At 37.8% G+C, this 26,959-nt stretch carries 26 protein-coding genes; 16 read left to right on the forward strand and 10 right to left on the reverse strand.

Features of this window, described 5'->3' with window-relative positions:
• Window positions 1-69: 69 nt before the first annotated feature.
• The 6 genes from EKM67_RS03560 to EKM67_RS03585 all read right to left on the reverse strand — a co-directional run bounded on the left by EKM67_RS03560 (window position 70) and on the right by EKM67_RS03585 (window position 4,983).
• On the reverse strand, window positions 70-915 hold the full coding sequence (locus EKM67_RS03560; protein WP_125577375.1) for an aldo/keto reductase: 846 nt from the start codon (window positions 913-915) through the stop codon (window positions 70-72).
• 106 nt (window positions 916-1,021) lie between these two features.
• A complete protein-coding gene (locus tag EKM67_RS03565) occupies window positions 1,022-1,498 on the reverse strand; it encodes a flavodoxin (RefSeq protein ID WP_125577377.1) in 477 nt (158 codons plus the stop codon).
• A 49-nt stretch (window positions 1,499-1,547) separates the two neighbouring features.
• Window positions 1,548-2,198, reverse strand: a complete 651-nt coding sequence (locus EKM67_RS03570; RefSeq protein ID WP_125577381.1) for an NAD(P)H-binding protein — start codon at window positions 2,196-2,198, stop codon at window positions 1,548-1,550.
• Window positions 2,195-2,596, reverse strand: a complete 402-nt coding sequence (locus EKM67_RS03575) for a MerR family transcriptional regulator (protein ID WP_125577383.1) — start codon at window positions 2,594-2,596, stop codon at window positions 2,195-2,197. Before EKM67_RS03575 ends, EKM67_RS03570 begins: the two co-directional genes overlap by 4 nt.
• A gap of 347 nt (window positions 2,597-2,943) precedes the next feature.
• The gene (locus EKM67_RS03580; RefSeq protein WP_125577386.1) at window positions 2,944-3,990 is read right to left on the reverse strand and encodes a zinc-binding dehydrogenase; all 1,047 of its coding nucleotides are present in this window, start codon (window positions 3,988-3,990) and stop codon (window positions 2,944-2,946) included.
• Between the two features lie 474 nt (window positions 3,991-4,464).
• The gene (locus EKM67_RS03585; RefSeq protein ID WP_125577387.1) at window positions 4,465-4,983 is read right to left on the reverse strand and encodes an NAD(+) diphosphatase; all 519 of its coding nucleotides are present in this window, start codon (window positions 4,981-4,983) and stop codon (window positions 4,465-4,467) included.
• Window positions 4,984-5,564: 581 nt separating this feature from the next.
• Here EKM67_RS03585 and EKM67_RS03590 point away from each other — a divergent pair.
• From EKM67_RS03590 to EKM67_RS03620, 7 genes are all read left to right on the forward strand, one after another.
• Window positions 5,565-9,386, forward strand: a complete 3,822-nt coding sequence (locus EKM67_RS03590) for a SpaA isopeptide-forming pilin-related protein (RefSeq protein WP_225417300.1) — start codon at window positions 5,565-5,567, stop codon at window positions 9,384-9,386.
• Window positions 9,386-9,631: a SpoVG family protein gene (locus EKM67_RS03595; RefSeq protein WP_225417301.1), complete on the forward strand. Its 246-nt coding sequence runs from the start codon at window positions 9,386-9,388 to the stop codon at window positions 9,629-9,631. Before EKM67_RS03590 ends, EKM67_RS03595 begins: the two co-directional genes overlap by 1 nt.
• Before the next feature lie 47 nt (window positions 9,632-9,678).
• The gene (locus EKM67_RS03600; RefSeq protein WP_125552306.1) at window positions 9,679-9,996 is read left to right on the forward strand and encodes a DUF961 family protein; all 318 of its coding nucleotides are present in this window, start codon (window positions 9,679-9,681) and stop codon (window positions 9,994-9,996) included.
• 33 nt (window positions 9,997-10,029) lie between these two features.
• Complete coding sequence (locus tag EKM67_RS03605) at window positions 10,030-10,398, forward strand: YdcP family protein (RefSeq protein ID WP_125552307.1); 369 nt, start codon at window positions 10,030-10,032, stop codon at window positions 10,396-10,398.
• Between the two features lie 77 nt (window positions 10,399-10,475).
• Window positions 10,476-10,745, forward strand: coding sequence for a hypothetical protein (locus tag EKM67_RS03610; protein ID WP_125552308.1), 270 nt, complete (start codon window positions 10,476-10,478; stop codon window positions 10,743-10,745).
• Window positions 10,746-10,770: 25 nt separating this feature from the next.
• Window positions 10,771-11,034, forward strand: a complete 264-nt coding sequence (locus EKM67_RS03615; RefSeq protein ID WP_125552309.1) for a hypothetical protein — start codon at window positions 10,771-10,773, stop codon at window positions 11,032-11,034.
• 43 nt (window positions 11,035-11,077) lie between these two features.
• Entirely contained in the window at window positions 11,078-11,383 is a 306-nt protein-coding gene (locus tag EKM67_RS03620; RefSeq protein ID WP_125552310.1) for a hypothetical protein, read from the forward strand.
• On the opposite strand, the gene EKM67_RS03625 is transcribed toward EKM67_RS03620, so the two are convergent.
• Together EKM67_RS03625 and EKM67_RS03630 are read right to left on the reverse strand one after the other, a co-directional pair.
• Complete coding sequence (locus EKM67_RS03625; RefSeq protein ID WP_010011610.1) at window positions 11,369-12,247, reverse strand: IS3 family transposase; 879 nt, start codon at window positions 12,245-12,247, stop codon at window positions 11,369-11,371. The genes EKM67_RS03620 and EKM67_RS03625 overlap by 15 nt on opposite strands.
• Window positions 12,248-12,270: 23 nt before the next feature.
• Entirely contained in the window at window positions 12,271-12,558 is a 288-nt protein-coding gene (locus tag EKM67_RS03630) for a transposase (protein WP_003688751.1), read from the reverse strand.
• Between the two features lie 94 nt (window positions 12,559-12,652).
• On the opposite strand from EKM67_RS03630, the gene EKM67_RS03635 reads away from it, so the two are divergent.
• The gene (locus EKM67_RS03635; RefSeq protein WP_125577389.1) at window positions 12,653-14,038 is read left to right on the forward strand and encodes an FtsK/SpoIIIE domain-containing protein; all 1,386 of its coding nucleotides are present in this window, start codon (window positions 12,653-12,655) and stop codon (window positions 14,036-14,038) included.
• 379 nt (window positions 14,039-14,417) lie between these two features.
• Here EKM67_RS03635 and EKM67_RS03640 read toward each other — a convergent pair whose 3' ends face one another.
• Both EKM67_RS03640 and EKM67_RS03645 read right to left on the reverse strand, forming a co-directional pair.
• The gene (locus EKM67_RS03640) at window positions 14,418-17,423 is read right to left on the reverse strand and encodes a DEAD/DEAH box helicase (RefSeq protein ID WP_125577391.1); all 3,006 of its coding nucleotides are present in this window, start codon (window positions 17,421-17,423) and stop codon (window positions 14,418-14,420) included.
• Entirely contained in the window at window positions 17,420-18,268 is an 849-nt protein-coding gene (locus EKM67_RS03645; protein WP_125552313.1) for a hypothetical protein, read from the reverse strand. Before EKM67_RS03645 ends, EKM67_RS03640 begins: the two co-directional genes overlap by 4 nt.
• 292 nt (window positions 18,269-18,560) lie before the next feature.
• On the opposite strand from EKM67_RS03645, the gene EKM67_RS03650 reads away from it, so the two are divergent.
• From EKM67_RS03650 to EKM67_RS03685, 8 genes are all read left to right on the forward strand, one after another.
• Window positions 18,561-19,748, forward strand: coding sequence for an XRE family transcriptional regulator (locus EKM67_RS03650; RefSeq protein WP_125552314.1), 1,188 nt, complete (start codon window positions 18,561-18,563; stop codon window positions 19,746-19,748).
• Complete coding sequence (locus tag EKM67_RS03655; protein WP_125552315.1) at window positions 19,741-20,055, forward strand: hypothetical protein; 315 nt, start codon at window positions 19,741-19,743, stop codon at window positions 20,053-20,055. Before EKM67_RS03650 ends, EKM67_RS03655 begins: the two co-directional genes overlap by 8 nt.
• A gap of 165 nt (window positions 20,056-20,220) precedes the next feature.
• The gene (locus EKM67_RS03660; protein WP_003678268.1) at window positions 20,221-20,442 is read left to right on the forward strand and encodes a hypothetical protein; all 222 of its coding nucleotides are present in this window, start codon (window positions 20,221-20,223) and stop codon (window positions 20,440-20,442) included.
• Between the two features lie 4 nt (window positions 20,443-20,446).
• On the forward strand, window positions 20,447-20,953 hold the full coding sequence (locus EKM67_RS03665; protein ID WP_125552316.1) for an antirestriction protein ArdA: 507 nt from the start codon (window positions 20,447-20,449) through the stop codon (window positions 20,951-20,953).
• A gap of 58 nt (window positions 20,954-21,011) precedes the next feature.
• Window positions 21,012-21,392 (forward strand): conjugal transfer protein, encoded by a 381-nt coding sequence (locus EKM67_RS03670; protein WP_125552317.1) that lies wholly within the window; start codon window positions 21,012-21,014, stop codon window positions 21,390-21,392.
• Window positions 21,389-23,845, forward strand: a complete 2,457-nt coding sequence (tcpF, locus tag EKM67_RS03675) for a conjugal transfer ATPase TcpF (protein ID WP_125577393.1) — start codon at window positions 21,389-21,391, stop codon at window positions 23,843-23,845. The genes EKM67_RS03670 and tcpF overlap by 4 nt, the downstream gene beginning before the upstream one ends.
• Window positions 23,846-25,960, forward strand: coding sequence for a CD3337/EF1877 family mobilome membrane protein (locus EKM67_RS03680; protein ID WP_125552319.1), 2,115 nt, complete (start codon window positions 23,846-23,848; stop codon window positions 25,958-25,960).
• A complete protein-coding gene (locus EKM67_RS03685) occupies window positions 25,957-26,955 on the forward strand; it encodes a bifunctional lytic transglycosylase/C40 family peptidase (RefSeq protein ID WP_125552320.1) in 999 nt (332 codons plus the stop codon). Before EKM67_RS03680 ends, EKM67_RS03685 begins: the two co-directional genes overlap by 4 nt.
• The last annotated feature ends 4 nt before the right edge of the window (window positions 26,956-26,959 follow it).

Genomic DNA, 26,959 nt, shown 5'->3' on the forward strand with positions numbered 1-26,959 from the left:
GTAAAAAATAACCTGCATTAAAAAAACCAGAAAAAAATAACCCCAAACCTGGAGTTATTTTTTGAAAACCTATTGTCCGCCACCTAAACGTTCAACCATTTGGGGATCACGGTGATCAAAGAAGGCTGATTCTTTCATATCTAATGCTGTAATTTGAGCCATCTCAGCATCGCTCAATTCAAAATCAAAGATGTTAATGTTCTCTTGCATCCGTTCCTTGTGCACCGACTTAGCGAGGCTGACAATACCACGTTGATATAACCAACGCAAGACAACCTGACCAACACCCTTGTTGTGTGCTTGTCCAATTTTACTAAGGACTTCATTAGTGAACAAGCCCTGCTTGCCTTGCGCAAATGGTGCCCAAGCTTCTGGCTGAATACCTAACTTAGTATGCCAAGCTAGTTCATCGACTTGTTGATTCCAAGGATTGATCTCGATTTGATTGACTTGTGGAGTCACTTCATTATGCAAGTTCAAGTCGACGAAACGATCGGCGTTAAAATTAGAAATACCGACGGCGCGAACCTTGCCGGCTTTTTGTAATTCTTCCATCGCGCGCCATGACCCATAGACATCACCATAAGGTTGGTGGATCAAGAATAGATCCAGATAATCTAATTGCAAGCGCTCGAGGGCTGCTTGGAATTCTTTCTTAGTGGCGTCATAACCCGTGTCGCTGACCCAAACTTTAGTTGTGACAAATAAATCTTTGCGGTCAACGCCGGATTCTTTAATGGCTTCGCCGACTTCGGCTTCGTTACCATAGGCTTGTGCTGTATCGATCAGCCGATAACCGGCGTCGATTGCATCGAGCACTGCTTGTTTGGTACCCCCATTTTCAATTTGGAACACGCCGAAGCCAACGGCAGGAATTTCAACACCATTATTTAATTTAAAAGTTGGAACTGTCATATTTAAGATCTCCTTATTGATTTATTTTTGATCAACTTACAAATTCATTCTAAACCATCGTGTGCACTCCATAGCAAGTAGTTTTTTAAAATTAATTGCGTTAAATTTAAAAATTATTTTGCTGAAGAAAATGATCGAGTGACTGCTGATTATTTTCATAGCGCCAACCGCTTCCTAACTTAGCGTGTGCTGCCTGTGCCATTTTTTGAAGATAAGGCACGGAATCTGCCATGGCGGTGCTCATGCTGGTGGTAAAAGGAATGATCGTTTTGCCAGCAAAGTTGGCTTGTTCGAACAACGTATGGATAATCATTGGTGGCTGCTGCGACCAAGTTGGAAAGCCCACGAAAATTCGATCATACTGATCCAGATCTGGGAGTTGCGTGCTGATGGCCGGATGAATCTGGTCGTCCAATTCTTGCTGCGCAACTTTAATATAATTATCGTAACCCGCAGGATAAGCCTTCGTCGCTTCGATCCGAACCAGGTCGGCACCTGTTGCAGCCTGAATTTTTTCAGCTGCTGTTTTGGTCGTTCCGGATAATGAAAAATAAATAATTAAACTTTGCTGATTTTCTGGCATCCTATTTCCTCGTTTCTACTTAAATGATTCTCTTTTAATTCTGGCGAATTTAATAAACTGGACGATCCTGACCTTGGGTAGCTGGATCAGCAATGCCTAAGCTATCGTTAGCGCCATAGTTGGGATCAGCCACAATTTTAAGCACGACATCCGCAATACTTTGACGAGAACCAGAAACGCCGACGTAAGTTTCATCTTTTTTGGTGACCGTATATTTAACTTCATCGCGATCATTTAGCCAAGGCAAACGTAAAGTCGTGTAATTCAAGCCCGAATCTGTCAACAATTGATCGGCGTCTATGGCAGCTTGCAGACCACTCTTAACCATGGCTAAATTCCAACGACCGAATTCACCGGGAACTTCATTATAAAGCCCTAGTATACTCGTCGAAACAATTCGTTTGACCCCATTGGCTTGCATCGCAGTGATCGCGTTCTTGGTGATGGCATTGTCGCGCCCGTGGTCAACAACGGCCACATAAACCATGTCTTGTCCAGGCATTACCTGAGCAAGTACCGAAGCATCCGCAATGTCCCCCTCCACGATCGTCACGCGGGGATCAGCGCCGAGTTGACTGAGTCGCTGACTATTGCTCAGAACCAAAGTCATCTTGACATCTGCAAACTCAGACTCGTTTAAAATCCGCTGTTCAACAATGCGAGCAATTTGGCCATTTGCTGCTAAAATTAATAAATTCAAATTTGATCATCCTCCTGATCGTATGCTAATTTTTCGTTTTCATAATTTAATGTATGATCTTCAAAATGATCGATCTTGAAGCTTAAGTACTTGACCGTTTTTTGAATATCATTAACCTTATTCAATAATTCCTGTCGTTGATCGACTAACAATGATTTGCGAGCCGCAATATTTTGATTGCCATCGCGATATAATTTAACAAACTCAACCAAGGCCTCGATCGACATTCCAGCTTTACGTAACGCCTTGATATAAAATACCCAATTCAGATCTCGTTCGCCGTACTCGCGATAACCACTCTGATTGCGCGGAATTGCCGGCAATAATTCGATGCGCTCCCAATACCGCAACGTATCACGAGTTAAATCGAATTTTTTGGCCACACCTTCAATATTCATGACGTCCCACCTCTACCGATCTATTTAAGATAGGTTCATTGTAAACCCTGGTGTGGACTCTAGGGCAAGTACTTTGATTAAAAAAATTTGAGAAAATTGGTGAATTCACGGAGATCGTGCTTAGAAACAACGCAGATATGACGAACAATCCGTTTTATTTGTCGAAATAAATAGGACATCATATCCTTCTCCTGTACCGATTTAATCGGCAGCCTAAATCGAGAAGAGGGTTTATGATGTCCTATAGCTATTCTAGCTTCAGTTTAACAAACACTATTAATATGAGCCCAAATTTATCGACTTCATCAAATAGATGTTTTCTAAATATTTCAATTCAATACCGCAAATTAGTCAGCGACAACAACGAGTGATTTGATCGTTTTGCGATTTTGCATGTCTTGGTATGCTTGGTTAATATCGTTCAAGCGGTAAGCCTCCGTAAAGACGCGACCAGGATTAATATTGCCATCAAGAACTGCTTTTAGCAAGAATTGTTTGTCGTAAGTTGTTACAGAAGCAGAACCACCGGCGACTGCAATGTTTTGTGCAAAAGTTGAGCCCATGGCATGGTTATTGTAGTGTGGTACACCTACATAACCAATACGACCACCGTTATGAAGTACTCCGAGCGCTTGATCGATTGCGGATTCTGTACCCACACATTCGAGTGCAGCATCTGCGCCACCGCCGAGGATTTCTCGAACTTTAGCGATACCTTCTTCACCACGTTCAGCCACAATTGCGGTAGCACCTGACTGGAGTGCCAGTTGTTGACGACCTTCGTGCCGACTCATGAGTACAATTTGTGAAGCACCACGTAATTTTGCTGCAATAACGGCACACTGTCCAACCGCGCCATCACCGATCACAACGACTTTATCGCCTCTTTGAACATTGGCACAACGCGCTGCATGATAACCAGTTGGCATCACATCGGCTAAGGTCGTAAGTGACTTGATCATGCCTTCTGTATAGTCAGTTGGTTGCCCAGGAATCTTGATCAAAGCCCAATTAGCATACTGGAAACGAATATATTCGGACTGGAAACCGTTAGACCAGTTAGTCGCGCCTTTGTGACGGTCACAAGTGCCATCAAAGCCTGCAAGACAGGCATCACATTCGCCGCAACCGTGAGTGAATGGCGCAATAACAAAGTCGCCGGGTTTTACCGTTGTAATGGCAGAACCAACTTCCTCAACGATCCCAATGGCTTCGTGACCATCATTAACAGAATGTGGTTCTTTATTGTCACCATGCGCATAAGCCCAAAGATCAGAGCCACAGACACTTGCGCGAACAACTTTGATGATCACATCATCGTCAGCTAGTAGACTTGGTTTATCAACCTCTTGAACAGTGACTAACCCAGCTTTTTCAAAAATTACAGATTTCATAGATATCTTACCCAGAACGACCGAATCGACGTAAAGTAAATTGATTCGGCAGTCCATTTCCTTTCAATAAAAAATAACTTCAAACTCAGTATAAACCTTAGTCTGGACTTCAAGGCAAGCTATTTTCAGAATCGGTTTCGTGAGAGTTCGGAAATTTAGACAAGGCTCATTATTACTGCTTAAAGTCATCAGTTTGGCAGATGGTGCAGTGGCAATTGTGTTGACTCAATTGGCACTATTATCCTCACAACACAGCCCAAACATCAATAACAGTACAGGTCTGTTAGGCATGACGGTTGGCGTCTCCATAACATTATTAAGCGTCACTTTACTGTTTCTCACCTACCACAAACGCAAGTCCCATAATAATTCGTAGAAAAATGGTCCGAAAAATCGTATTCTGATTTTTCAGACCATTTTTTTGAGTTCAAGACAAAAACTAATTAAGGTTTTGAACTTGTTATTCGCTAATATCTAAACTCTTTGAGCATCAGTGTGTTGATAAATATATTTTTTATATACGGCCAACGCGGCATTTTCTGGACTGTCAGGAAACATATATTGTGGCGCATCGCTTGAGGCAATCCATTCAGCCGAAGCGAGTTCTTTTGAAAGCCGTAACTCACACTTCTTCGTCTTGCCAATGAAACCATGTATGAGCGTTTCGGTCTTATCAAACCAATACGTTCCCGTATAAGTAACACCTTTTAAAACAATTCCCAATTCTTCCGCCACTTCTCTTTTGGCTGCGGTTTCCGCGGTTTCTCCAGGTTGCATATATCCTGAAATTAACGAAGCATATTGATGTGATAAGTAAGGCATTTTCGCCAATACAATTTCATCAAATTCATTCGCCACTAAAACAATCACACAATCTGAAAATGTCGGAAACCACAGACGTTCACAGCTAGCACAAAATGGTACCTTGCCGTCATCACCGGCATCTTTGCTAATTAATTTCGTTCCGCATTGCGGACAAAATTTATATCTCATACGAATTCTCCTAATAACAAATTATTAGTGTGCAGAGGTCTAAATCGAACCACCAGTTTCAACTAAAAGGTTTTGATCATGCGTTCCAATAAAATTCGAACCAATAAAAAAACACATTACTGAATAACAGTAATGTGCCTCGAGCATTGATATACAATGTATATTAACGTTTTGAGAATTGTGAAGCTTTACGAGCTTTCTTAAGACCTGGCTTTGAAGCTTATGGTTTCTATAGGTTTTAAAATCAATCAAAATAGGGCTTTGCACCTACAAAAAAATTAAAAGTTTCAAAGTATTTTAACCAGTTTGAAGCCTCCGTACCAAAATTGGTACTGATTTTGGGGAACGTAAGACTACGATTACAGTTCTCTAAGCAAAAAAAAGCATTAGAAATATTAACCATAAAATTGCGCCAAATTGCTCACGAATTGCGTAAAAATTGCACACGAATGATTAAAAGCAGACAAATAAAATTGTTTGCTTTTTTCTTTACACTTTATCAAAGATTAATAATTATTAGGAGGTTAAAGGCATTGAACATAAAAGCCCGAAAATTGTCGGTTTGGTTCGCCCTACTCACAATGATCATTTCAGTTTTTGCAGCACCTACTTCCGCATTTGCCGCAGACATGACAAATATTAAGGCTGGTGATTGGGTTTCAACCTGGCATTTACCAAACTTTAATGGCCTTCATTGGACTGAAGAAGGCATTTATATGAAGAAAGTAGATAATAAAATTGCTTTCTGTGTTGAGCATGGTGTTCCTTTGGATATGAGTGGCTCTGGTTACAATCCCAGTGAATACTCAGATGCCAAAAAAGAAAGACTCGCAAAAATTGCCTACTACGGTTACCAACAAAATCCCACAAATTACAACTACGGGGTTACCCAAACGCTAATTTGGGAAGAACTTGGTAGTGAGTTGTTAACCAATAGTCTACCCGACTATCAAGCACAAAAGAAAGTCATTCTAGCTAAAGTCAATACACACGATCAGAAACCATCATTTGATGGTCAAAATATTACGCTAAATGTTGGTGATTCAATCACACTAAACGATACCAACAATCGTTTAGCACAATTTGCCACTCAGGTTGCTAACTCAGCTAATCTACAAATTGATAAAAATGGTAATTCACTGAAACTAACGGCGACAAAAGATTCTAAAGCTAGTGGTGAATTAATTTATGCCATTGCCAAACAGGCCGACGTTGGTCAATCGTTTGTTTACACTAAGGGAAGCCAACAAAAGATCGTTAATTTTAAATTATCAAACGCTGGTGAATTTAAATTAAATATCAAAGTCAATTTAAATGGTAATCTCCGCGCTAAAAAAGTTGATGCTGATACAGGCAAAGCATTACCAAATGCCAAACTTAAATTTGAATACAATGGTCAAACTAAAGAAGTTACTACCGGCAATGATGGCTATGCAGCTTTAAACGATATTAAGGCTGGAACTAAAGTTAAAGTTTCTGAAGTATTGGCACCAAATGGTTACTACAACCAAGGCGATTTAAAGGAAGCAATTATCGCTCCTAATCAAACGATTGAAGTTGTTTTAGGTAACAAGGAACAACTTGGCAATGTTCAATTATCAAAAATTGGTCGTGAATTTGGCACAACAATGTTCAACAAATACTACAGTCTAAATGGTGCAGTTTACGGCATTTATAGCACTGATGGTAAAAAAGTTGGCACGATTACTACAGACAGTACCGGTAAAGGGACTCTACAGAACCTTAAACTTGGCAACTACTATGCTGTAGAGGAAAAAGCCCCAGCTGGCTATATTCTTAGTACTACTAAGTTACCGTTCGAATTAAAGTATGCCGGTCAAAACGTTCAAGTCACTAGCAGCGATGTTCATGCTACTGATGATGAACAATTAGGAACTGCCACATTGATCAAAGAAGATAAATTAACCGGTAAAACATCACAGGGTGCAGCCTCATTAGATGGTGCGGTCTATGAATTATACCGAACTTCAAATAATGAATTAGTTAAAACTGTCACTATTAAAGATAATCAGGCCAGTGTTGCCAACCTAAAATTGGATGACTACTACTGGGTCGAGAAAACTGCCCCTACTGGTTATCTACGCGATACAGCTAAACACCCATTTAAGCTAGCCTACGCCGGTCAAAATGTGAAAACCGCTACTGAATCTGAAACCGTTAAAGAACAAGTAATCACTGGCGGCTTTGACCTCGTAAAAATTGGTAATTATGACTGGCATACTGCCCTCTCAAACAAACTAACTGGTAAAGAAAATAAAACTAAACCGTTAGCTGATGTTGAATTTACGGTTACCAGTGATACTACTAAAAAAGTAGTTAAAACCGGTAAAACTGACAGCGAAGGTTATTTGAAATTTACTGACTTGCCTTATGACACTTACACTGTTACAGAAAACAAAACACCAGAAGGTTACAAAACCATTGATCCATTCAAAGTAACGATTCATACACAAAATGAAACTCATCATTATGGCGTCGAGAATAAAGTAATTGAAGAGAAATTGCGTGTCGTCAAAGCTGATACAGAAAGTGGTAAGACAATACCATTAGCTGGTGCAGCCTTTAAGATTAAATCATTACAAACTGGTAAATACGTAACCATGCCAAATCATAACCATGATGGTATGACCGATACATTCTTGACTAATGAAGCTGGCTACTTGATTACCAGTGAAACATTGCCTTATGGAAAATATGAATTGGTAGAGACAAAAGCCCCTACTGGCTATGTTTTAGCAAAAGATCCAGCTAGCTTCACAATTGACGGTACACACAAAGATGGCATCGTTGATATTAAGTTTTTAGATAAGTCACAAAAAGGTATCGTTGCACTGAAAAAAACTGGTGCTACTCCAGTTAGTGTTGATAAACAAACGACTAAGTTTGGCGATCAATACAATTTCAAATATGATTACACTTCACTAGCTGGAGCCAAATTTGAATTCACTGCCCGTGAAGACATCAAAACTGCTGACGGGACTGTCCACGCTAAAAAAGGACAAGTAGTCGCAACGGCAACTACTGATGAAAATGGTCAGATTAAAACACCACAACTATATTTAGGCAAGTATGCTGCTAAAGAGGTTGGTGCACCAAACGGCTATGTACTCAATAGTAACCCAATTGATTTTGAGCTGAAATATGCGGGCCAATCGGTTGAAGTCACTTCCACCTCCCTAGCAATGACTAATGACTTCCAAAAATTGAACGTGACAGTTGCTAAACAAGCTGAAGCAATCAAAAATTGGAATGGCAACAAACCTACTTTAGATAAAGTTACTGCCAATGGTCAAGTCTTCGGTATCTTTACTCGTGAGGCTTACAGTAACGGTACTATTAAAGTTCCGGCGAAGGCACTTGTTGCAACAGCCGTTACTAAAGATGGCAAAGCTAGTTTTAATGGTGTACAACTTCCCGAAGGAAAATACTTTGTTAAGGAATTAGACGCTGGTGATCAATTTGACCTAGATACAGCCGAACATGACTTTGAATTTACTGCCAATGATAATCAAGCAACTAAGTCATTCGAAATTACGGGTGAAAAAGAGTCCCCAATTCTAAATAAACTTCACTTAAATGAATTCTCCTTCAAAAAAATCAATGAAGTCGCAAAACTTGATGAAGGTACTGGTTATAAATTTGATTTTGCTGGTAATGCTAAAGATGCAGAATTTGAATTATTGGATAGTACTAAGAAAACTATTCAAAGTATCAAAATTAATGATCAATCAATTGGAACCTTTAAAAACGTTCCGGTTGGCACCTTTTATCTACGTGAAAAAGCAACATCAAATAACCAATTAGTTTTAAATACAGATTTAGTTAAAATCATCTCTACAAAAGACGATATTACTGCCTATGATACACAAAATAAATTAATTAGCGCAACAACTGAAGCTGACGAAAAAGAAACAGATGAGGCAGATAAAAGTAAACAGTCACTCATTTTGTTCGAACTAAAGAACTATCTCATAAAAGGTACTGCTCAATTGACTAAGAAAGATGTCAGTGATGGTAAATTATTACCAAACACTGGCATCAAAATTATTGATGCTGATGGTAAGACAGTTACTGAGGGTCGGACTGATGATCACGGTGTATTTAGCTTTGAAAATTTGCCTGCTGGTAAGTATGAGTTTATTGAATTCGATGCACCCAAGGGCTATAAAATCAATGAGGAACCAGTTCCGTTTGAAATTAAAACCAATGGTGAAATCGTCAAAGCCGAAATGACCGATAAAAAAATTGACCAACCTTTGATACGTTTACCACAAACTGGTGAACAAAAAACAATTTGGCTTTCTATTATCGGATTTGTCATCTTAGCTAATGTATTTATCTTTGTTGGTGTTTACCATCTCAAGAAGCATCACGAAGAATAATGTTTATTTCAGCAATCAACATGTACCCCAGTGACCAGCCCAATGTATTACTTGACGGTGAAATTATCCTTAATCATTGTTTGATCATTAAAGATATTCAATTGATTCAAGGTAATTATCGTCTATTCCTAAACTTCCCCCAAAATGAAACTGGTCGCACCACCTATCCCCTCAATAAATATTTTTACAACGATCTATTAAGCAAAATAATTGAATATTATAAACAACTCAAACCAGATAATTAAGACTATCTGGTTTTAATTTACTCAAAAATGAAAGAAGGAACTAATTCATGGAACTAAAAAATATCATCCCTAACATAAAAGGCACCTTTGGCAACTTAACCTTTGGCAGTGAAAAAAGTGAGAATCGCGAAGGTGGTCGTAATGGCAAGATTATCTCGCACACTTACAATCTATACTCTGATTTACAACGTGCCGATAATATTGAGGTCACTATCCCGGCTGAATCTGGAGATAAAAAATTAACCATTGAAAAAGAAGCACGTATCCAGTTGATCAATCCTCGAGTATCAGCTGTTGGCTATCGAATTGGTGATCAAGCTTTTACCAACTACACTTGCAATGCTGATGACATCATTAAACTCTAATCCACTAACGACAAAAGAAAGAAGGAATTTTATATGCGTTTACCAGAAGGAATTGTCCTAGATACAGAAAAAACATTTGGTGTTTTAAAATTTTCGGCCCAGCGGCGTGAACGATTTGTCCAAGACGAAGATGGCAATCGAACTAATGATGTTGCTGCACGAACCTTTGATTTAAAGAGTTACGAACAAGGACAGATGATTCAAGTTTCTATTCCGGCTGAAGCTGGAACTAAGGAGTTTGCTTACGATCAAGTTGTTATGCTAGTTAATCCAGTTATTGACACCGTTGCTAATGCTGACTTTCGTGGTGCTGATGTGTCTTGGTATTTGAAAGCCGACAATATTGTGGCCGCAAACGAAAAAGCGAAAGGATTAGAAAAACCAGCTAATGACAAAAAATAACTTTAGAGTTTCCCCCTCTCGTTCACCCACATTTCTGTGGGTATTTGTATGAAAATTCAATACGAGGAGACAAGAGTATGCCAGTGCATATTAGTGCTATACCGATTGTTAGGAAAGAAATCTTCATCAGAAATTACAAACAAGCTGTGAAGCCACGTTACCAAACAGATCTTAGAAGCTTATTAAATGAAGTAACTATTGCTTTGATTGAAGGAATATATGCTTACCATCATTTGTATATTGCCAGTGAACAAACAAATGATGGTGTTACTAAAAAATTTGCTTTTAATATTTTTGAAACTACCGATAGAATGCATGTTTTTTATATCGGTATGACCGATGAATGATAATTTGAAAGTGAGGTAAACCAATATGTCGATCAATGATATAGCAGTCGTCCGCCGCGAAGATTTTTATGATGACTATCGTAATGAAGTTAAACCAGAATTTCAGCGGGACCAAGAAGAATTAGTAGAAGAAATGGTCACCATTTTAGTTGATAGTCCTGAAAGCTATCAACATATTCAAATCAATGATGAAATGACTGAAGACGGTCATGCCAAGTTATTTACTTTTACTAGTTATGAAAGTGAATATGGCCTACAGATTCATTATGTTGGCGTCAATGATGGTTAATGAACTGATATGTTCACAATCTCAAATTAAGGAAGTGTAATAAATGCAGCACAGCATCCCTATGATTGATCAAGAAAAGTTCATCACCGATTATAACAACAATATTCTATCTTGTTATCAGGTAGCCCCAGAAGTATTGATCAAAAATATTACTAAGCGTATTCTTGGAAATCCAGACGCTATATTAATATTTGGTATTTTACCAAGAAAATCAGTGAATGGCCGGGGTAATAAATTTATTTTCAGTCTTGTCGAGAGCAAAACCGGTCTTCAAATATATTATGGTTGGTCCCCTGTCAATAAAATAGACAATTTAAATAGAGACTTTTTTGTCCTATGCCACGACTAAATTTTGAATTTGAGTTTGATACTCATCTTCAAGTTGCTTTGGTGATTTGAATCCACAGTGACTGTGAATTCTAACTGTGTTGTAAAACGTTTCAATGTACTGAAAAACTAGTCGTTTAGCTTCGGAGTATGAATGGATTTTAAACCGATTTATCCATTCACGCTTAATCAAGGCATGAAACGACTCAATGCAGGCATTATCCCAAGGATAAGCTTTCTTTGAATAGCTTAATGTCATGTTAGCTGTAACTTGATTGTAAGCTTCAGACGTAAACTGACTACCACGATCACTGTGCATGATTAATGGCTTGCTAATATGGCGACTGTGCTTAGTCTTTTCAATAAGTGGGATGACATTCGATACCTCCAAGGTTTCAGATAAGTCCCAACCAATGATCCGTCGGGAGTACAAGTCCATAATACTGGTTAAATAAACGAATCCGTCATGAACTGGAATATAAGTGGTGTCAATGCACCAAACGGCGTTTGGTCGCAATGGATTGAACTGCTCGTCTAAAATATTTATTAGCTGTTTATCAAACTTAGAATTGCGAGTGGTAGTCGTCCAAGGGGTTAGGTAAACGGCGTGAATGCCAAGTTCACGCATATACTTACCAACAGTTCGTTCAGCGATCTTATATCCTTTTGAGCGAAGTTCTTGGGTGATTTTGCCGGCACCGTAAATACAAAGGCTTTTGAGCCAAATTGCTTTAATTTCACCTTGAATAAACTTCTTCCGAAGCTTTCGCGGTGATTGGTGATTATGACGCTTTTCTCGTTGATAGTAACCACTTCTTGAGATTCCAACATAATCACACATACCATTGATGGAAGGGTGGGATTCCAAAGCGTGCTGAACGTCCATTTCTTGGTATACCTTTTCGGTAGTTACTTGCTCAGAATCCCGATTGATTTTTTTAACACTTCGATCGCTCCTTCAGCGTCACGAAGTTGACGCTTTAGTCGTGCAATCTCCTTGTCCTTATCGCTGGCAAAATTACCAGAGCCACGGCCAAACTCCCCAGTCTCAGTAAACAGCTTAATCCATTTATGTAATGTACTAGCCCCAATACCTAGATTCTTACTTATTTCATTCATGGTCATGTGATCCTTGTTATCTAAGTAATACTGAACGGCCTGTTCCTTAAATTCCTTGTCATAACTGTGCTTCGTCATTATTTGATCCTCCAATTTACTTCCTTAATTATACTAAATCAGAGTCTCTATTTAACTTGTACACTTTTTATTCTAGGCCCAGGTGGTGATATAGATGAATCGAATCTTTAAATATCGTGGCATCAGAATTTATCCGCACCACAAGTACTTGTTATTCCATTATTTACTTTCTGTTTTTCTCAGTTTCTTCCTATTAAATGTAGTTACGTTCTATTGGAATATTTTGAATAAGATTAATTTAAAGAATGTTTCGTGGCCGTTCATTAAATCCTTATCTTGGTCATGGTACGGTCTAATATTGAGTACTATTGTTAGCATTATTATTACTGCCACCCTAGTAATCATCTTACGGGTACGCTTTGACAACTTCTATCAACAACTGCGCCACCGACAAAAGTTGGCGCGCATGATTTTAGAAAATAACTGGTATGAAACTTCCACACAACAAAGTGAAAGTTATTTTAAAGACTTATCTAGCCGAAAATCAAAAGAAAAAATCAGCTACTTTCCACGAGTGTATTATCTATTAAAAGATGGTCTAATCCACATTCAAGTAGAAATAGTTATGTCTTCATATCAGGATCAACTACTACATTTAGAGAAAAAATGGGAAGCCGGCCTCTTTTGCGAAATGGTCGATAAAGTACTCCACAACTCATTTGTTGAATATACTTTACTCTACGATACCATTGCTAATCGTATTCGAATCGAAGATGTAACTTGTGATCATGGCGAAATGCGTTTGATGAAAACTGTAACTTGGAAATATGATTCACTTCCACATATGTTGATTGCTGGCGGTACTGGTGGTGGTAAAACCTACTTTATTTTGACTTTGATTGAATCGCTACTCAAAACAAATGCACAACTAACTATCCTCGATCCCAAGAATGCTGATTTGGCAGATTTAGAAGCGGTGCTGCCTGATGTTCACTTTCAAAAAGAAGATATGATTGCCGCTTTGAATGACTTTTATAACGCTATGATGGCTCGTAATGAAGCAATGAAAAAAATGGACGGTTACAAGACTGGCGAAAACTACGCCTATCTTGGATTACCTGCCCATTTTCTGATTTTTGATGAGTATGTTGCTTTTATGGATATGCTTGGTCGTGAATCCATTACCGCTATGAGTAAACTCAAACAGATTGTTATGTTAGGCCGCCAATCCGGCTTCTTTTTAATCCTGGCCTGTCAACGGCCGGATGCTAAATATCTCGGTGATGGTATTCGTGATCAATTCATGTTCCGTGTAGCACTTGGTAGAATGTCTGACCTTGGCTATACAATGATGTTCGGAGAAACCAATAAAGATTTTTTCCAGAAACCAATTAAAGGTCGTGGCTACATTGATACTGGTGGTAGTGTCATTAGTGAGTTCTATACACCAATGGTACCCAGAAAGTATGACTTTCTAACCAAAATCGAAGCGGCTTATCTATCAATGCATACCGAAAAGCAATCTACCCCAGATAATTAAGGAGGGTTATATGCCATCAGTCAGAATTAATAATGAGCCCAGATTTAAAGAAGATTTTCGGCTTAACATTGCTAATCTTTCCCAGACTAATGCTGAGGATTAGGGTAATAACGTAGCAGAAAGCCTTGAGAGTCCTTTATCTCTACACTGTCCATGATATGCAACCGTGGATAACATCAACGATATTTTTGATTTCTTATCTACTATTATAAAACAGTATTAAATTATGCTGAGAGTATAACGCTACTTGATAATACCCAGGATAGTTACTTATATCGCTTGGCTTAGCTCATCAAGCTTAATAGACCTGAAAGCATCATAAACCTTAAACTTATTGTAATTCATTACCATACTGGTAACTCCTAATTTTCAGAATATTTTAAATATGCTCTAAGATATTAATATAGTAATTTGGTAGTGACTCTTTCAGATTTTCTTTTACTGAAAATTGATTTTCAGGGGTACGTATCCATTCTTTAACTCGTTTTTCTCCAAGGTTATCTTTTCCAATTATGTCTGCAATGCTTTTGACCAGATATCTATCATTTAGTCCCAATCTATACAAATTTTTTTCAGTTTGGTTTGGAAGTCCTAACTTCATTGATTCATGTAAATTAGTCAGGCGTTTCTTTTTTGATTCATCGCTAACCAACTCCAAAATAGATGATACTTGCATAGACAAATCGTATTGTAATATTTGGTCACATATGTGAAAAACTAATTCAACAGAAGGTTTCCTATTACCAATACGTATATCTGGGTATTTGTTCCACATATTAACCATCTCGACATAAGACTCACCCATAATCCACATTTTTGCAAATTGATAATATAAATTCAATACATTGGCATCGGATTGATCAAGTTTCTGTTCTAGTACAGGCCATATATCTTTTAAAACTTGTACAATATCGTCTGACTCAATAGAATCGTTTATATTGACTTCAACGAAATTTTCAATATCTATAGCATCGTTAACACCAATCATCATTTTACTATATTCTTTAATTTTTTCATTTCCAAGATCTAAAATTACTATTTTTTTATATAGATTCATAAACAGTTCCATAATTAATTTTTTGTCATCATCACTACCGATGGCATAAGCATATGTTTTTTCAACAACATGTATCAAATTTTCTTCAGGGTCTCCATCGTTCAGTAAATCCCACGTAGCCATTAAAAAATTTTCTATTTTACTAATGGCATCAGCTTTTATTTGAAAAACACTTTTTAAATTTGGATTTACATTTGATAAATTTGCTTTTATCCACATAACTGGATTTTTTAAGAAATCAGCACGAAACCACATAGATGTAGTTATAACCGCTGATTGATAATTATATTCATCAATAGGTGTATCCCGGAATAAATTTAGAATTGAACTTCCTAAATCCTCAACCCTCTCTCTGTTAATATTGCTAATTATAGCCTTTTGGGTTTCCTTATTCTCATGCACATTTCCATAAGCCATAAAAATTACGTTACCGTCGTTTTCAATTCCTGGGCGTCCGACCCTTCCTATCAAATTTCGTAAACTTCTATTATTCAACTTTAAGTTTCCATAACCCTTAGATGTAATTAACATTGACTTTATAGGTAGATTTACTCCCTGTGCTAGCGTTGATGTACACAGTAACAACTTAATATGTCCCTGTGAAGCCTCATACTCCAAAGCATTGCGAATTCCACTCGGAATTTCCGCATCGTGTATAAAAATTCCTTTATAAAATGATCGAACTAGCACACTCTTATCTCCAAAGTTTTTACTAAATAGAGTAGCCAATGAATTTGTAGATCTGTAATCATAATCATTATTTCTTAATTGATTACTAAATGAATTTCTTACATTCGTTAATTCCAGAAAACACTTTGCTAGATTTCGTATACTGTCTTTTCGTGGCGAATATACTGCAACCATACCGGCAGAAATCAATTTTTCAGCAAATAAAGTTGTAACCCATTGCTTCGTGGTAGATTTTTGTTTCCTAATAAAATTAGGTTCAATTCTTCTTGGTGTAACTTTAATTTTTTGTATAACGTCATCAAACCTAATCCATGGATTAGAAAATTTAATATCATTTGCTAGCAGTAAAGTTCCAGAATCATTCTCCTTGTTCCAACCAGCAATTCCATAAGATCGGGAATATTTTTTCTGTTTAATTCCTGATATCTCCACATTATTTCCAGAATTAAACCAATCAGAAATTGTATCGGGATTTCCAATAACCGCTGATATAAAAATTTTCTGAACATCCTCTGGCACTAATTCACTAATGGTTGTCAACAATAACTCAAAAGTAATTCCACGATCATGATTATCTAACTGATGTGCTTCATCAAAAATAATCAAATCAACATTTGAAAGGATTCCCTGACTTTGTCTAATTAAAAAAAGAAGTTTCTCGGGAGTAACCACAACAATAGAAGACTTAGTACTTGATATTCCAAGATCAAATATTAAATCGTCACTACTTTTGGTAAAAGAAATTGATTCATCGGCAAATTCTCTGCATAGTTTACTAAAAATCTCATCTCGAATTGATTTAAAAGGTGCAACAACAATAATAGTTGTTAGATTGTTTCTATATAAAGTTGATCTAATAATTAATGATATGGATGCTGTTTTACCAGCACCTGTTGGCATCTGAACTACAGCAGAATCTCCTAAAAAGATCCCATTTTCACCTAACTTTCGTTGTGATGGCCAAAGAAGTTCTTTCAATTTACCTTTTTTAACCAATGATTGCCAATATTGATGATTGCTGGACGAATATCTGGGCATCAATTCCATTGTTGCTGTAGACAATTTTAATTTTACCATTTGTTTAAGGCACTCAACGGCAATTATATCCATATCATTTCCAGAACGATAAGTATTATCAACTAATTCTCCTAGATATGAATCCATTAATTCAAGCGGTCCATTACCGAGAAGTGATTCATGCAACAATGTACAAAGTTTACTATTAGAATTAAAACTATTATTAGACACCCTCAGAACATCTAATAACATCTTTTGTATTGAACTAAGCTTCCCAATCTTAATGTTTTTAACAGCTACCATCGCGGCACCCTCAAAATCAGCAAAGTAATATGAAACCGCACTAAACAAAGAAATCTGTGCATCACCATTAAAAATATTTTTATCATTAGTTATTGATTTAAGTAGTTCAAGATATTTAGCAGAAAATTGTAATCTAATTTCAGTTTCAATATTTGTTGTTTCATCTATTCTACAAAGATAGTCCGTTATAGCCCCTAGTGTATAATATAATAACTTGCTGAGTCTTTCATTTGTTTTATTTTCTAAACTATTAAGGCCAAGTTCGGATTCCTTATCTTTAGTCCACACGCTCTTGAGAACATCATTATTTTCTCTCAAGATTGTTCACCACCCAATTCGCCATACAGTGCATTCAATAATTTTCTCAAATCAATCCCATGAAAAGTTATCATTCTTAAATTCTTTTTATGTTTTGAAAATCCCACAGTTACTTCTTTCAGTTTATTAAATTTTAAAATTGTGTCATCCACGACCGCTGCTGCAAGATATTGATTATTGTAAGGTCGCTCGATTGGATTCTCAAATCTAGCTATCTTCTTATAATTAAAGGGTGAGCCATTCTGGTTATGTTTGAGTCCTAATTTTGACGCTCCTAATGATGCACTTACTCTTAAATCAATTTGGCTAAGATCATCTTTATTAGAACCATCAATTGCATTCTGTAGTCTACTTTTAGCAGTTCCAGAGAAACCTGTCTTAACTTCGCATATACAAAGCTCATCATTTGGATTTTCACCTGAATCGTCAGCAAATTTAATTGCAAAAATATCCGATCCCATTGTAGACTTATCCTTATTGGGTTTACCATAATACCTGGTAAATAATGTTGGAACCCAGTATTGTTCCAAAAACATTAAATATTCAGCAACTAATACTTCCCCAAAATCCCCAATCCTTACACTATTTGCAAAATTATCACCTAATGTAGGATAAATTCGACTTAAAAGATAATCAAGTGGTTCATTAATTCCTGTATCTTCTAATTCCTCGATTAAATCGTCATCAGAGATAAATTTTCTGCGAAAATTAACTGCCCACTCTTTAAGTAATTTTTCGTCATCAAACGGAACATTAATATTAACTAGATCAATATTTAATGATTCATTACTTTTCACATGATCAATAGCACAATAGCATTGAACATACAAAGGGTCATCTGCCATTATGTTCTTCACCTATCTTTCTCAATTTAAAAATTATTAATCTTATTATAGCACGTATTCCTTCTCGCCACGCCGCGCGGCAGCGCGAAAAGCGCGAGCGTGAGCGGCGGTCGGCGCTAGCCGGCCGCATCAACCCCCGGTATCTCACAGGGGGGTAGTAATTGACTAACATATAGAAAAGTGCACAGTAGAAACGTTGATATAACAACTAAATTAATAGATTTAAGAAAATGCAACCTATCGTAAAAAGGTTGCATTTTTTATTTACAAAATTTAACAAGGAAGTGATCGATTGTCTGATTGGGCTAACTCCGTTAAATCAAGGCGCAAAGCACTGAAAATAACTCAAGACCAATTAGCTATACGACTTGGTGTCACCCGTCAATATCTACAAAGAGTAGAAGCTGGTAACAGTAATGCTAGTAGCGCTTTACAAATGCAAATTGATCAAGTACTAAATCGTTGGTCAAATGAACCTGAACTCAATTTAATTTTTGATTACGTTCGCGTTCGTTTTCCAAGTCATAACGCCGAGATGCTGATCAAAAACATTTTACAGCTTGACCTTGATTACATGCTCTTTGAGGATTGGGCGTACTACGGTTACTCAGCAAAATATGTTTTCTCAAACATTCAAGTGATGATCTCCCCACCAACGGATAATCTAGGAACGCTAGTTGAGTTAAAAGGACAAGGCTGTCGTGAATTTGAAGGTATCCTACTCACTCATGGCGAAACTTGGTTTGATTTCTTTCGCATCTGTATGAAAGAAAATGCCACTTTTAAACGAATAGATTTAGCAATCAACGATATGGCCGGCCTACTTGATATTCCTGAATTAATAACCAAATGTGATCGCAATGAATGTATTTCAGTGATGCGTAGATTTCAAGGCCTTCAATCTGGACCTATGAATGATCCCGAAAAAAATGATAAAGGTGCCACACTCTATATTGGCTCAATGAAAAGCGATATCTACTTTTGCATCTATGAAAAAGCAGCCGAGCAAAATCAAAAATTTGGCATTGACCCAGATGACTACGCAATTAAAAATCGTTTTGAAATTCGTTTGAAAAATGATCGTGCTGCTTTAGCTATTGAAGATTTGTTGATCTATCGTGATGTTGAAAAAACTGCTTTTGGTATCATCACTCGTTATTTACGTTTTGTTGACTATCGAGCCAATCAAGAACGAACTAAATGGCCACTTAATAAAATGTGGTACCGATTTTGCGGTAAAAATCGCCAATCACTTCGTCTAACATTAGCACCTGAGCCTTTTGATTTAAGAAAAACAAAAGCTTGGATACAGAAACAAGTCGCGCCAATGTTGAAAGTTCTCTTTAAAATAGATGCCTTTAACGGCAATACTGAAACAATGACCATGATTAAAAGTGTAGAACTACAAAAACGTCATCTAAAATTATTAGAACAACAAACTATCATTACTGATAAAATCGGTGGTGATTTTTTTGAATGATAATCAGCCAATAGTGACCTTCCCCACTAGTACTAAAGACTATATATTAAATATTTACAACTATAATAATTCACTTGTTGCAATTGTTGAAGATATAAACTTCTATCAACTATTTGAAATGACCGAATATTTTTCAGTACCAGCCATCTACTTTGACTGGTGCTTTTCTGTTTATTGGCCGGCGCCGCTTTGGAGCGTCTATGGCAAACCAATGAAAAACAAATTGTATTTTGAATTGCTATATGAAACATCAATGCGCACTGGTCTACCGATTTTAACAAAGCAAAAAATGAAACGAGGTTTTTGATAATCATAAAGAAGTCGAAAGATCCTAGTAGTTTCAGTGATTGGACCCATAGCTGAAACTTTTAAATCTTATAAATAAACAATTTGGTCACGGCTAACCATTTCAAAATAGTCGTAATAATTTGGAGATCATGCCACTAAATAAAAATAAAAAGGATGATTATATATGAACTTCGGACAAAATTTATTCAACTGGTTTACAAGTAATGCACAAAGCTTAGTATTGATGGCTATTGCCGTTATTGGTGTTTTTCTAGGCTTCAAACGAGAATTCTCTAAATTGATTGGCTTCCTCATCATTGCCTTAATTGCAGTTGGTTTAGTGTTTAATACCGCTGGTGTTAAAGATGTATTGCTTAACTTATTCAATCGTGTCGTAGGAGCGTGATCATATGCAACCTGATGAAATGCAAGTTTATATTGCTAACCTCGGTAAATATAACGAAGGAGAATTAGTTGGTGCCTGGTTCCATTTTCCACTCGACTTTGATGAAGTTAAGGAACGGATCGGTTTAAACAATGAATACGAGGAATATGCCATACATGACTATGAAATGCCATTCAAAATTGATCAATATACAAGTATCGACCAATTAAACAATCTTTATGAAAGTATTGAAAGCCTGGCCGATAGTCCAGTTTATTCAGCGATGGATGAATTAATCAACAATTGGTTCACTAATATTGATGATTTAATTGAACACGCTGAAGAGATAACTCACTACGATGAAGGCAGCATGGAAGACCTAGCCAGTTATCTCGTTGAGGAGGGTCTTATATTTGGTGAACTACCAGATAAGGTTCAATTGTATATTGACTATGTTGCGTTAGGCCGAGACTTAGAAATTGAAGGTAATTACCTTGTTACCAGTAACGGAATTTATGAATATTCTGAATAGCATTTATCGGAAGCTGGCTTAGCAAATGAGCCAGTTTTCTTTTTGAAAGGAGTGTGCAATGAAGAAAGTTAGAAGCTACACCTCAATTTGGTCAGTAGAAAAAGTACTATACGCGATCAATGATATGAACTTACCCTTCCCCGTTACTTTTACGCAAATGACTTGGTTCATTATTTCTCTATTCGTAGTGATGTTATTAGCTGACGTGCCACCACTTAGTTTCATTGATGGTGCATTTTTAAAGTATTTTGGTATTCCGGCTGGTATTACCTGGTTCATGAGCCAAAAGACGTTTGATAATAAGCGACCACTTGGCTTCCTGCGTTCCATTATTACCTACGCGTTTACTACTAAAGTCACCTTTGCCGGTAAACCAGTCAAAACGCACCAACGGCAATCGCTTGATCAAATCACTTATGTTAGGAGGTCGAAACAATGAAATTTCCCATAAAATATATCGAAAACAACTTAGTCTTTAACAAAGATGGCGAATGTTTCGCCTACTACGAGTTGGTTCCCTATAATTATTCTTTCTTATCACCAGAACAAAAGCAACAAGTACATGAAAACTTTCGTCAACTGATTTCACAAAATCGTGATGGTAAAATCCATCTTTTGCAGTTAGCAACAGAAGCTAGTGTGCGTGATACTTTACAACGTTCCAAGGACTTAGTTAAAGGAAGTCTGAAAGAGATTGCGGCAACCCATATAGATGGTCAAGCTGAAGCATTGACGGAAACCATTGGCGATAATCAAGTTGATTATCGCTTTTATATTGGCTTTAAATTGTTGCTCAATGACAAAGAAGTCACAGCTAAAAGCATTTGGAAAGATATCTCGTTAGGCTTTCAGGATTTCTTCAATGAGTTCAACGAAAAATTTACCGGTGACTTCATGCATATGAACAACGCCGAAGTAGAACGCTTTACCAAGGTAGCACAATTCTTAGCTGATAAAGTTGGCCGACGCTTCAAAATTCGGCCACTAAACAAAAATGATTTTGGCTATCTGTTGGAACATATTCATGGGATGTCGGGTCAAGATTATGAGGACTACCATTTCCATCTACCACGGCAAGAAAATGAACATGACACAGTGATCAAAAAGTATGACTTGATCAAACCTACACGGTCGCTGATTGAACAAAAACAACGCTATTTAAAAATCACCCACGGGCTAACTGATTCTTATGTTACCTACCTAGCACTATCAGATATTGTTGGTGAACTTGATTTTCCCGGCAGTGAAATTTTCTACTTTCAGCAACAACAATTTAATTTTCCCGTTGATACTTCATTGAATGTAGAAATCGTCACTAACAAAAAGGCCTTAACTAAAGTCCGTAATAAGAAAAAAGAACTCAAAGATTTGGACAACCACGCGTATGAATCTAATAACGAAACCACTCGCGGTGTGGCCGATGCACTGGATTCCGTTGATGAACTTGAGGCCACACTTGATCAAACTAAAGACGCCATGTACAAAATTTCCTACGTTATTCGCGTTAGTGGCCGCTCATTAGACGAATTAAAAAAACGGTCTGATCAGATTCTCGATTTTTACGATTCAATGAACATCAAGTTAGTACGACCCTTCGGTGATATGTTAGGTCTACACAGTGAGTTTATTCCAGCTTCCAAACGCTATATGAATGACTATATCCAGTATGTGACTAATGATTTTATTGCTTCTTTAGGCTTTGGGGCCACGCAAGCCCTTGGTGAAAAAGAAGGTATCTATGTTGGTTACAACGTTGATACTGGCCGTAACGTCTACATCAAGCCAGATATTGCCGCACAAGGATTAAAGGGAACAGTAACAAATGCACTTTCCGCCGCCTTTCTTGGCTCATTAGGTGGTGGTAAGTCTTTTAGTAACAATTTACTGGTTTACTACGCCGTATTGTATGGCGCGCAAGCACTGATTCTTGATCCAAAGTCTGAACGAACCAACTGGGCAAAGGATTTGGATTTCATGCAAGATGATATCAATATTGTTAACTTGACCAGCGAAGAACTCAATCGTGGACTGTTAGACCCTTACATTATTTTGAGTAACCCCAAAGATTCGGAAAGTTTAGCCGTTGATACACTCACTTTTCTCACTGGTATTTCTAGTCGTGACGCCGAGCGATTTCCAACACTACGCAAAGCCATTCGCAATGTCACTCAGGGACCACAGCCTGGATTATTAAAGGTTATTGATGAGTTAAGGCGAGAAAATACGCCAATCTCTATGAACATAGCTGATCACATTGAATCCTTTACCGACTACGACTTCGCAGCATTATTGTTCTCCGATGGTACCGCACGCAGATCAATTGCCTTAGATCGAAAAATCAATATTATCCAAATTGCTGACTTAGTTCTCCCCGATGCAGATAAAACCCAAGATGAATACATCACGGTAGAAATGTTATCGGTAGCCATGCTAATGATCATCTCCACCTTTGCGATTGACTTCATTCACTCCGATCGTTCCATGTTTAAAATTGTGGATTTAGACGAGGCCTGGGCATTTCTGAATGTTTCCCAAGGTAAAACTTTATCGATGAAACTCATTCGTGAAGGACGTTCAATGAATGCTGGTGTCTATCTGGTAACGCAAAATGCCAATGATTTACTGGATGAAAAAATGAAAAATAATATTGGGATGAAATTTGCTTTTCGCTCAACCGATATTACTGAGATCAAGAATACTCTGCAATTCTTTGGCTTAGACGCCGAAGATGAAGGCAATCAACAACGGCTCCGCTCACTTGATAATGGTGAATGCCTCTTTCAAGATATTTGGGGCCATGTTGGTGTACTCCACTTTGACTACATTTTCGAGCATCTCTACCATGCCTTCGATACTCGTCCACCACAGGCACAAGTGTCCGGAGGTGATTAGATGTCACCACGAACAAAACGAGCATTAAAAATTACTGCTACTATCCTGGCAACCTTAGTAATTTTACTTTTGATTACTGCAACCACCGCTAGTGCGAGTGGTTTGGTTGATGAAACAGTTAACACAAAAAATGAGTTTTCTAAATACCCGGTCAATAACTATCAACTCGATTATTTTGTCGATTCCAGTTGGGATTGGCTGCCATGGAACTGGGGTGATGGTATTGGCAAATCAGTTATGTACGCAGTTTACGCTATTACCAACTTTCTCTGGATTGTCTCTGTTTATCTTTCATATGCAACTGGATATCTAATTCAACAAGCCTATTCATTGGATTTCATCAAAGACACAACGGCGGCCATCGGTAAAAACATGCAATTACTGGCCGGAGTTTCTAAAAACGGATTTTCCAGTGATGGCTTCTATCCAGGCATGTTATTGCTTTTGATCGCAATTGTTGGTGTTTATGTTGCTTACACTGGCCTGATCAAACGCGAAACGTCTAAGGCCATTTCAGCAGTCGTAAATTTCGTGATGATTTTCCTCTTATCAGCTAGTTTTATCGCCTACTCACCAGACTACATTGGGAAAATCAATGAATTTTCATCCGATATCAGTACCTCCGCACTCAATACCGGCTCCAAAATGATTATGTCCAATAAAAAGGCCTCCTCTAAGGATGGCGTTGATGCAATTCGTGACACCTTGTTTGTCGTTCAAGTTAAGCAGCCATGGACGCTACTCCAATTTGGTGATTCAGATCCTAAAAAAGTTGGTGAGAAACGGATTGAGGACTTAGTTAAAACAGATCCTTTTAAAGAGAAAGGAAAAACACGTACCGATCTAGTAAAAAGTGAAATTGAAGATAAAGATAACGATAATCTATCCGCAGTCAAAACAGTTAATCGGCTAGGTGTAACCACTTTTGTAGTGTTATTCAATATTGCCATTACGATATTTGTTTTCATGTTGACCGCGATTATGATTTTCAGCCAAATCTTATTTATTATCTATGCCATATTCATGCCCATTAGTTGTTTACTAGCGATGATTCCGAGCTTCAATGGACTAATGAAAACAACCGTCATGCGGTTATTTAATACGGTCATGATGCGCGCCGGTATTACATTAGTTCTCACTATGGCATTTTGTCTATCCACCATGATTTATTCTCTATCCGCAACAACACCATTTTTCTTAGTTGCATTTCTACAGATCGTTATTTTTGGTGGTATTTGGATGAAGCTTAGTGATCTTATGGGCATGATGCAACTGCACAGCTCTGATTCACAAAATGGTGCTAGCCGTATAACTCGCCGCGGTAATCGAGTAATGCGGCAACTAATTGGTAATGCCGCACTCGGTGGTGCCCTTTCACGCGGTCTTAAAAGGTCAAGTAGTCCAAATGCTGGTTCTAATGAACAACAAACACAAAAGAGAAAGCCTAATCAAGGACAAAAACCGCCAGATAAACGTGAAAGTAAGAAGAAGCCGATGGAAAACGCCGGTCGTAAGGTTGGTAATTTACTTGATACCAAGCGTAAATTGGCCAATACAGCCCAAAAATCTAAAGACAATCTAACGAATTTACCGACAAACACTAAGTATGGTTTACATCAAGGTAAAGAAAACACTAAAAAAATTGCTAAGAATGGAATTGATGGATTTAAACAAGGTGTAAAAAATCAACGCCAAGACAATCAACAGAATCGTGAATTAGCTAATCAACGGCGAAGAGAACAAATGAAAAATCGTAAATTAGCACTTACACCACCTAACACTGATCATCAAACAGCACCGTTACCATCTGATCTAAAGACATCTAAACAACTTAATCACCAGCAATCAAAACAAATGCCACAATCTGACCCATTACAAAGACCAAAACAAACTGATCAACCACTGCCAACAACTCTTAAAAATGATACATTCAAAATTCCAGTTACCCAGCAAGCAACAACTTCATTCAAACCTGTATCACCTCAATCTGAACCGATAACAACTAATCCTCGGTCGACCAATTCATCACAGAATAAGCCGTTGAACTTAAAGGTCCATAAACCAATATCTCGACCTACAAAAGAGCTTAAACCACCACGAGGTAAAGGCCAATGAAAATCAAAAAGTGGATCGTGTTGGCAGCAATGCCCTTACTTTTAATCAGCCTACTTTTTTTCAGCGTGGCGATTGTTGGTGACGATGATGAGGACCAGACAATGACTGAGCTAGCTATGGATGGCATGAACCTATCGCCTGAAGTGCTGAAGTATAAAGCAGTAGTCGAAAAATACTGCAAAGAATTCGGCATATCCGATCAAGTCATGGTTATCTTATCAATCATGCAAGTTGAATCCGGCGGTAAAGGCAGTGACGTGATGCAATCTAGTGAATCATTAGGTCAATCGCCTGGTAGCTTATCTCCAGATGCCTCGATTAAACAAGGTGTTAAGTATTTCGCTAGTTTAATTAAAAGCATTAAGTCCGTTAGCGCTGACACCAATACCGCTATTCAAAGCTATAACTATGGTGGCGGCTTCGTAGACTATGTTGCCAAGCATGGTAAAAAATACTCGTTTGAAAATGCTAGTAACTTTGCAAAGGACAAAGCTAGTGGTCGTAAAGTTACCTATACTAACCCTGTTTCTGATGGTTGGCGTTATGCCTATGGAAATATGTATTACGTTAAATTAGTTTCTCAATATTTAACCAGTAGCGGTAGTGCTAATTTTTCAGATAAAACCGTTAAAGCCATTATGACTGAAGCCTTAAAATACCAAGGGACCGCTTATGTCTTTGGTGGCGGTAGCCCCAGTACTGGCTTTGATTGCTCTGGAATAACTCAGTGGAGCTTCGGCAAGGCCGGAATCAAGTTACCCCGAACAGCCCAGGCTCAATATGACTTTACCAATCATGTTCCTATTAAAAGTGCCAAACCTGGCGATTTAGTTTTCTTTCACTCAACTTATGCCTGCGCTGATTATGTGACCCACGTTGGTATCTATGTCGGTAATATGCGCATGTACAACGCTGGTGATCCGCTTGGGTATGCCGATTTAAAAAGCACCTATTGGCAAGCTCATTTGATTGGTGCCGGTCGGATCAAGAAATGAGGTG

It is taken from the genome of Lapidilactobacillus mulanensis (genome assembly GCF_003946215.1).
Classification (GTDB): domain Bacteria; phylum Bacillota; class Bacilli; order Lactobacillales; family Lactobacillaceae; genus Lapidilactobacillus; species Lapidilactobacillus mulanensis.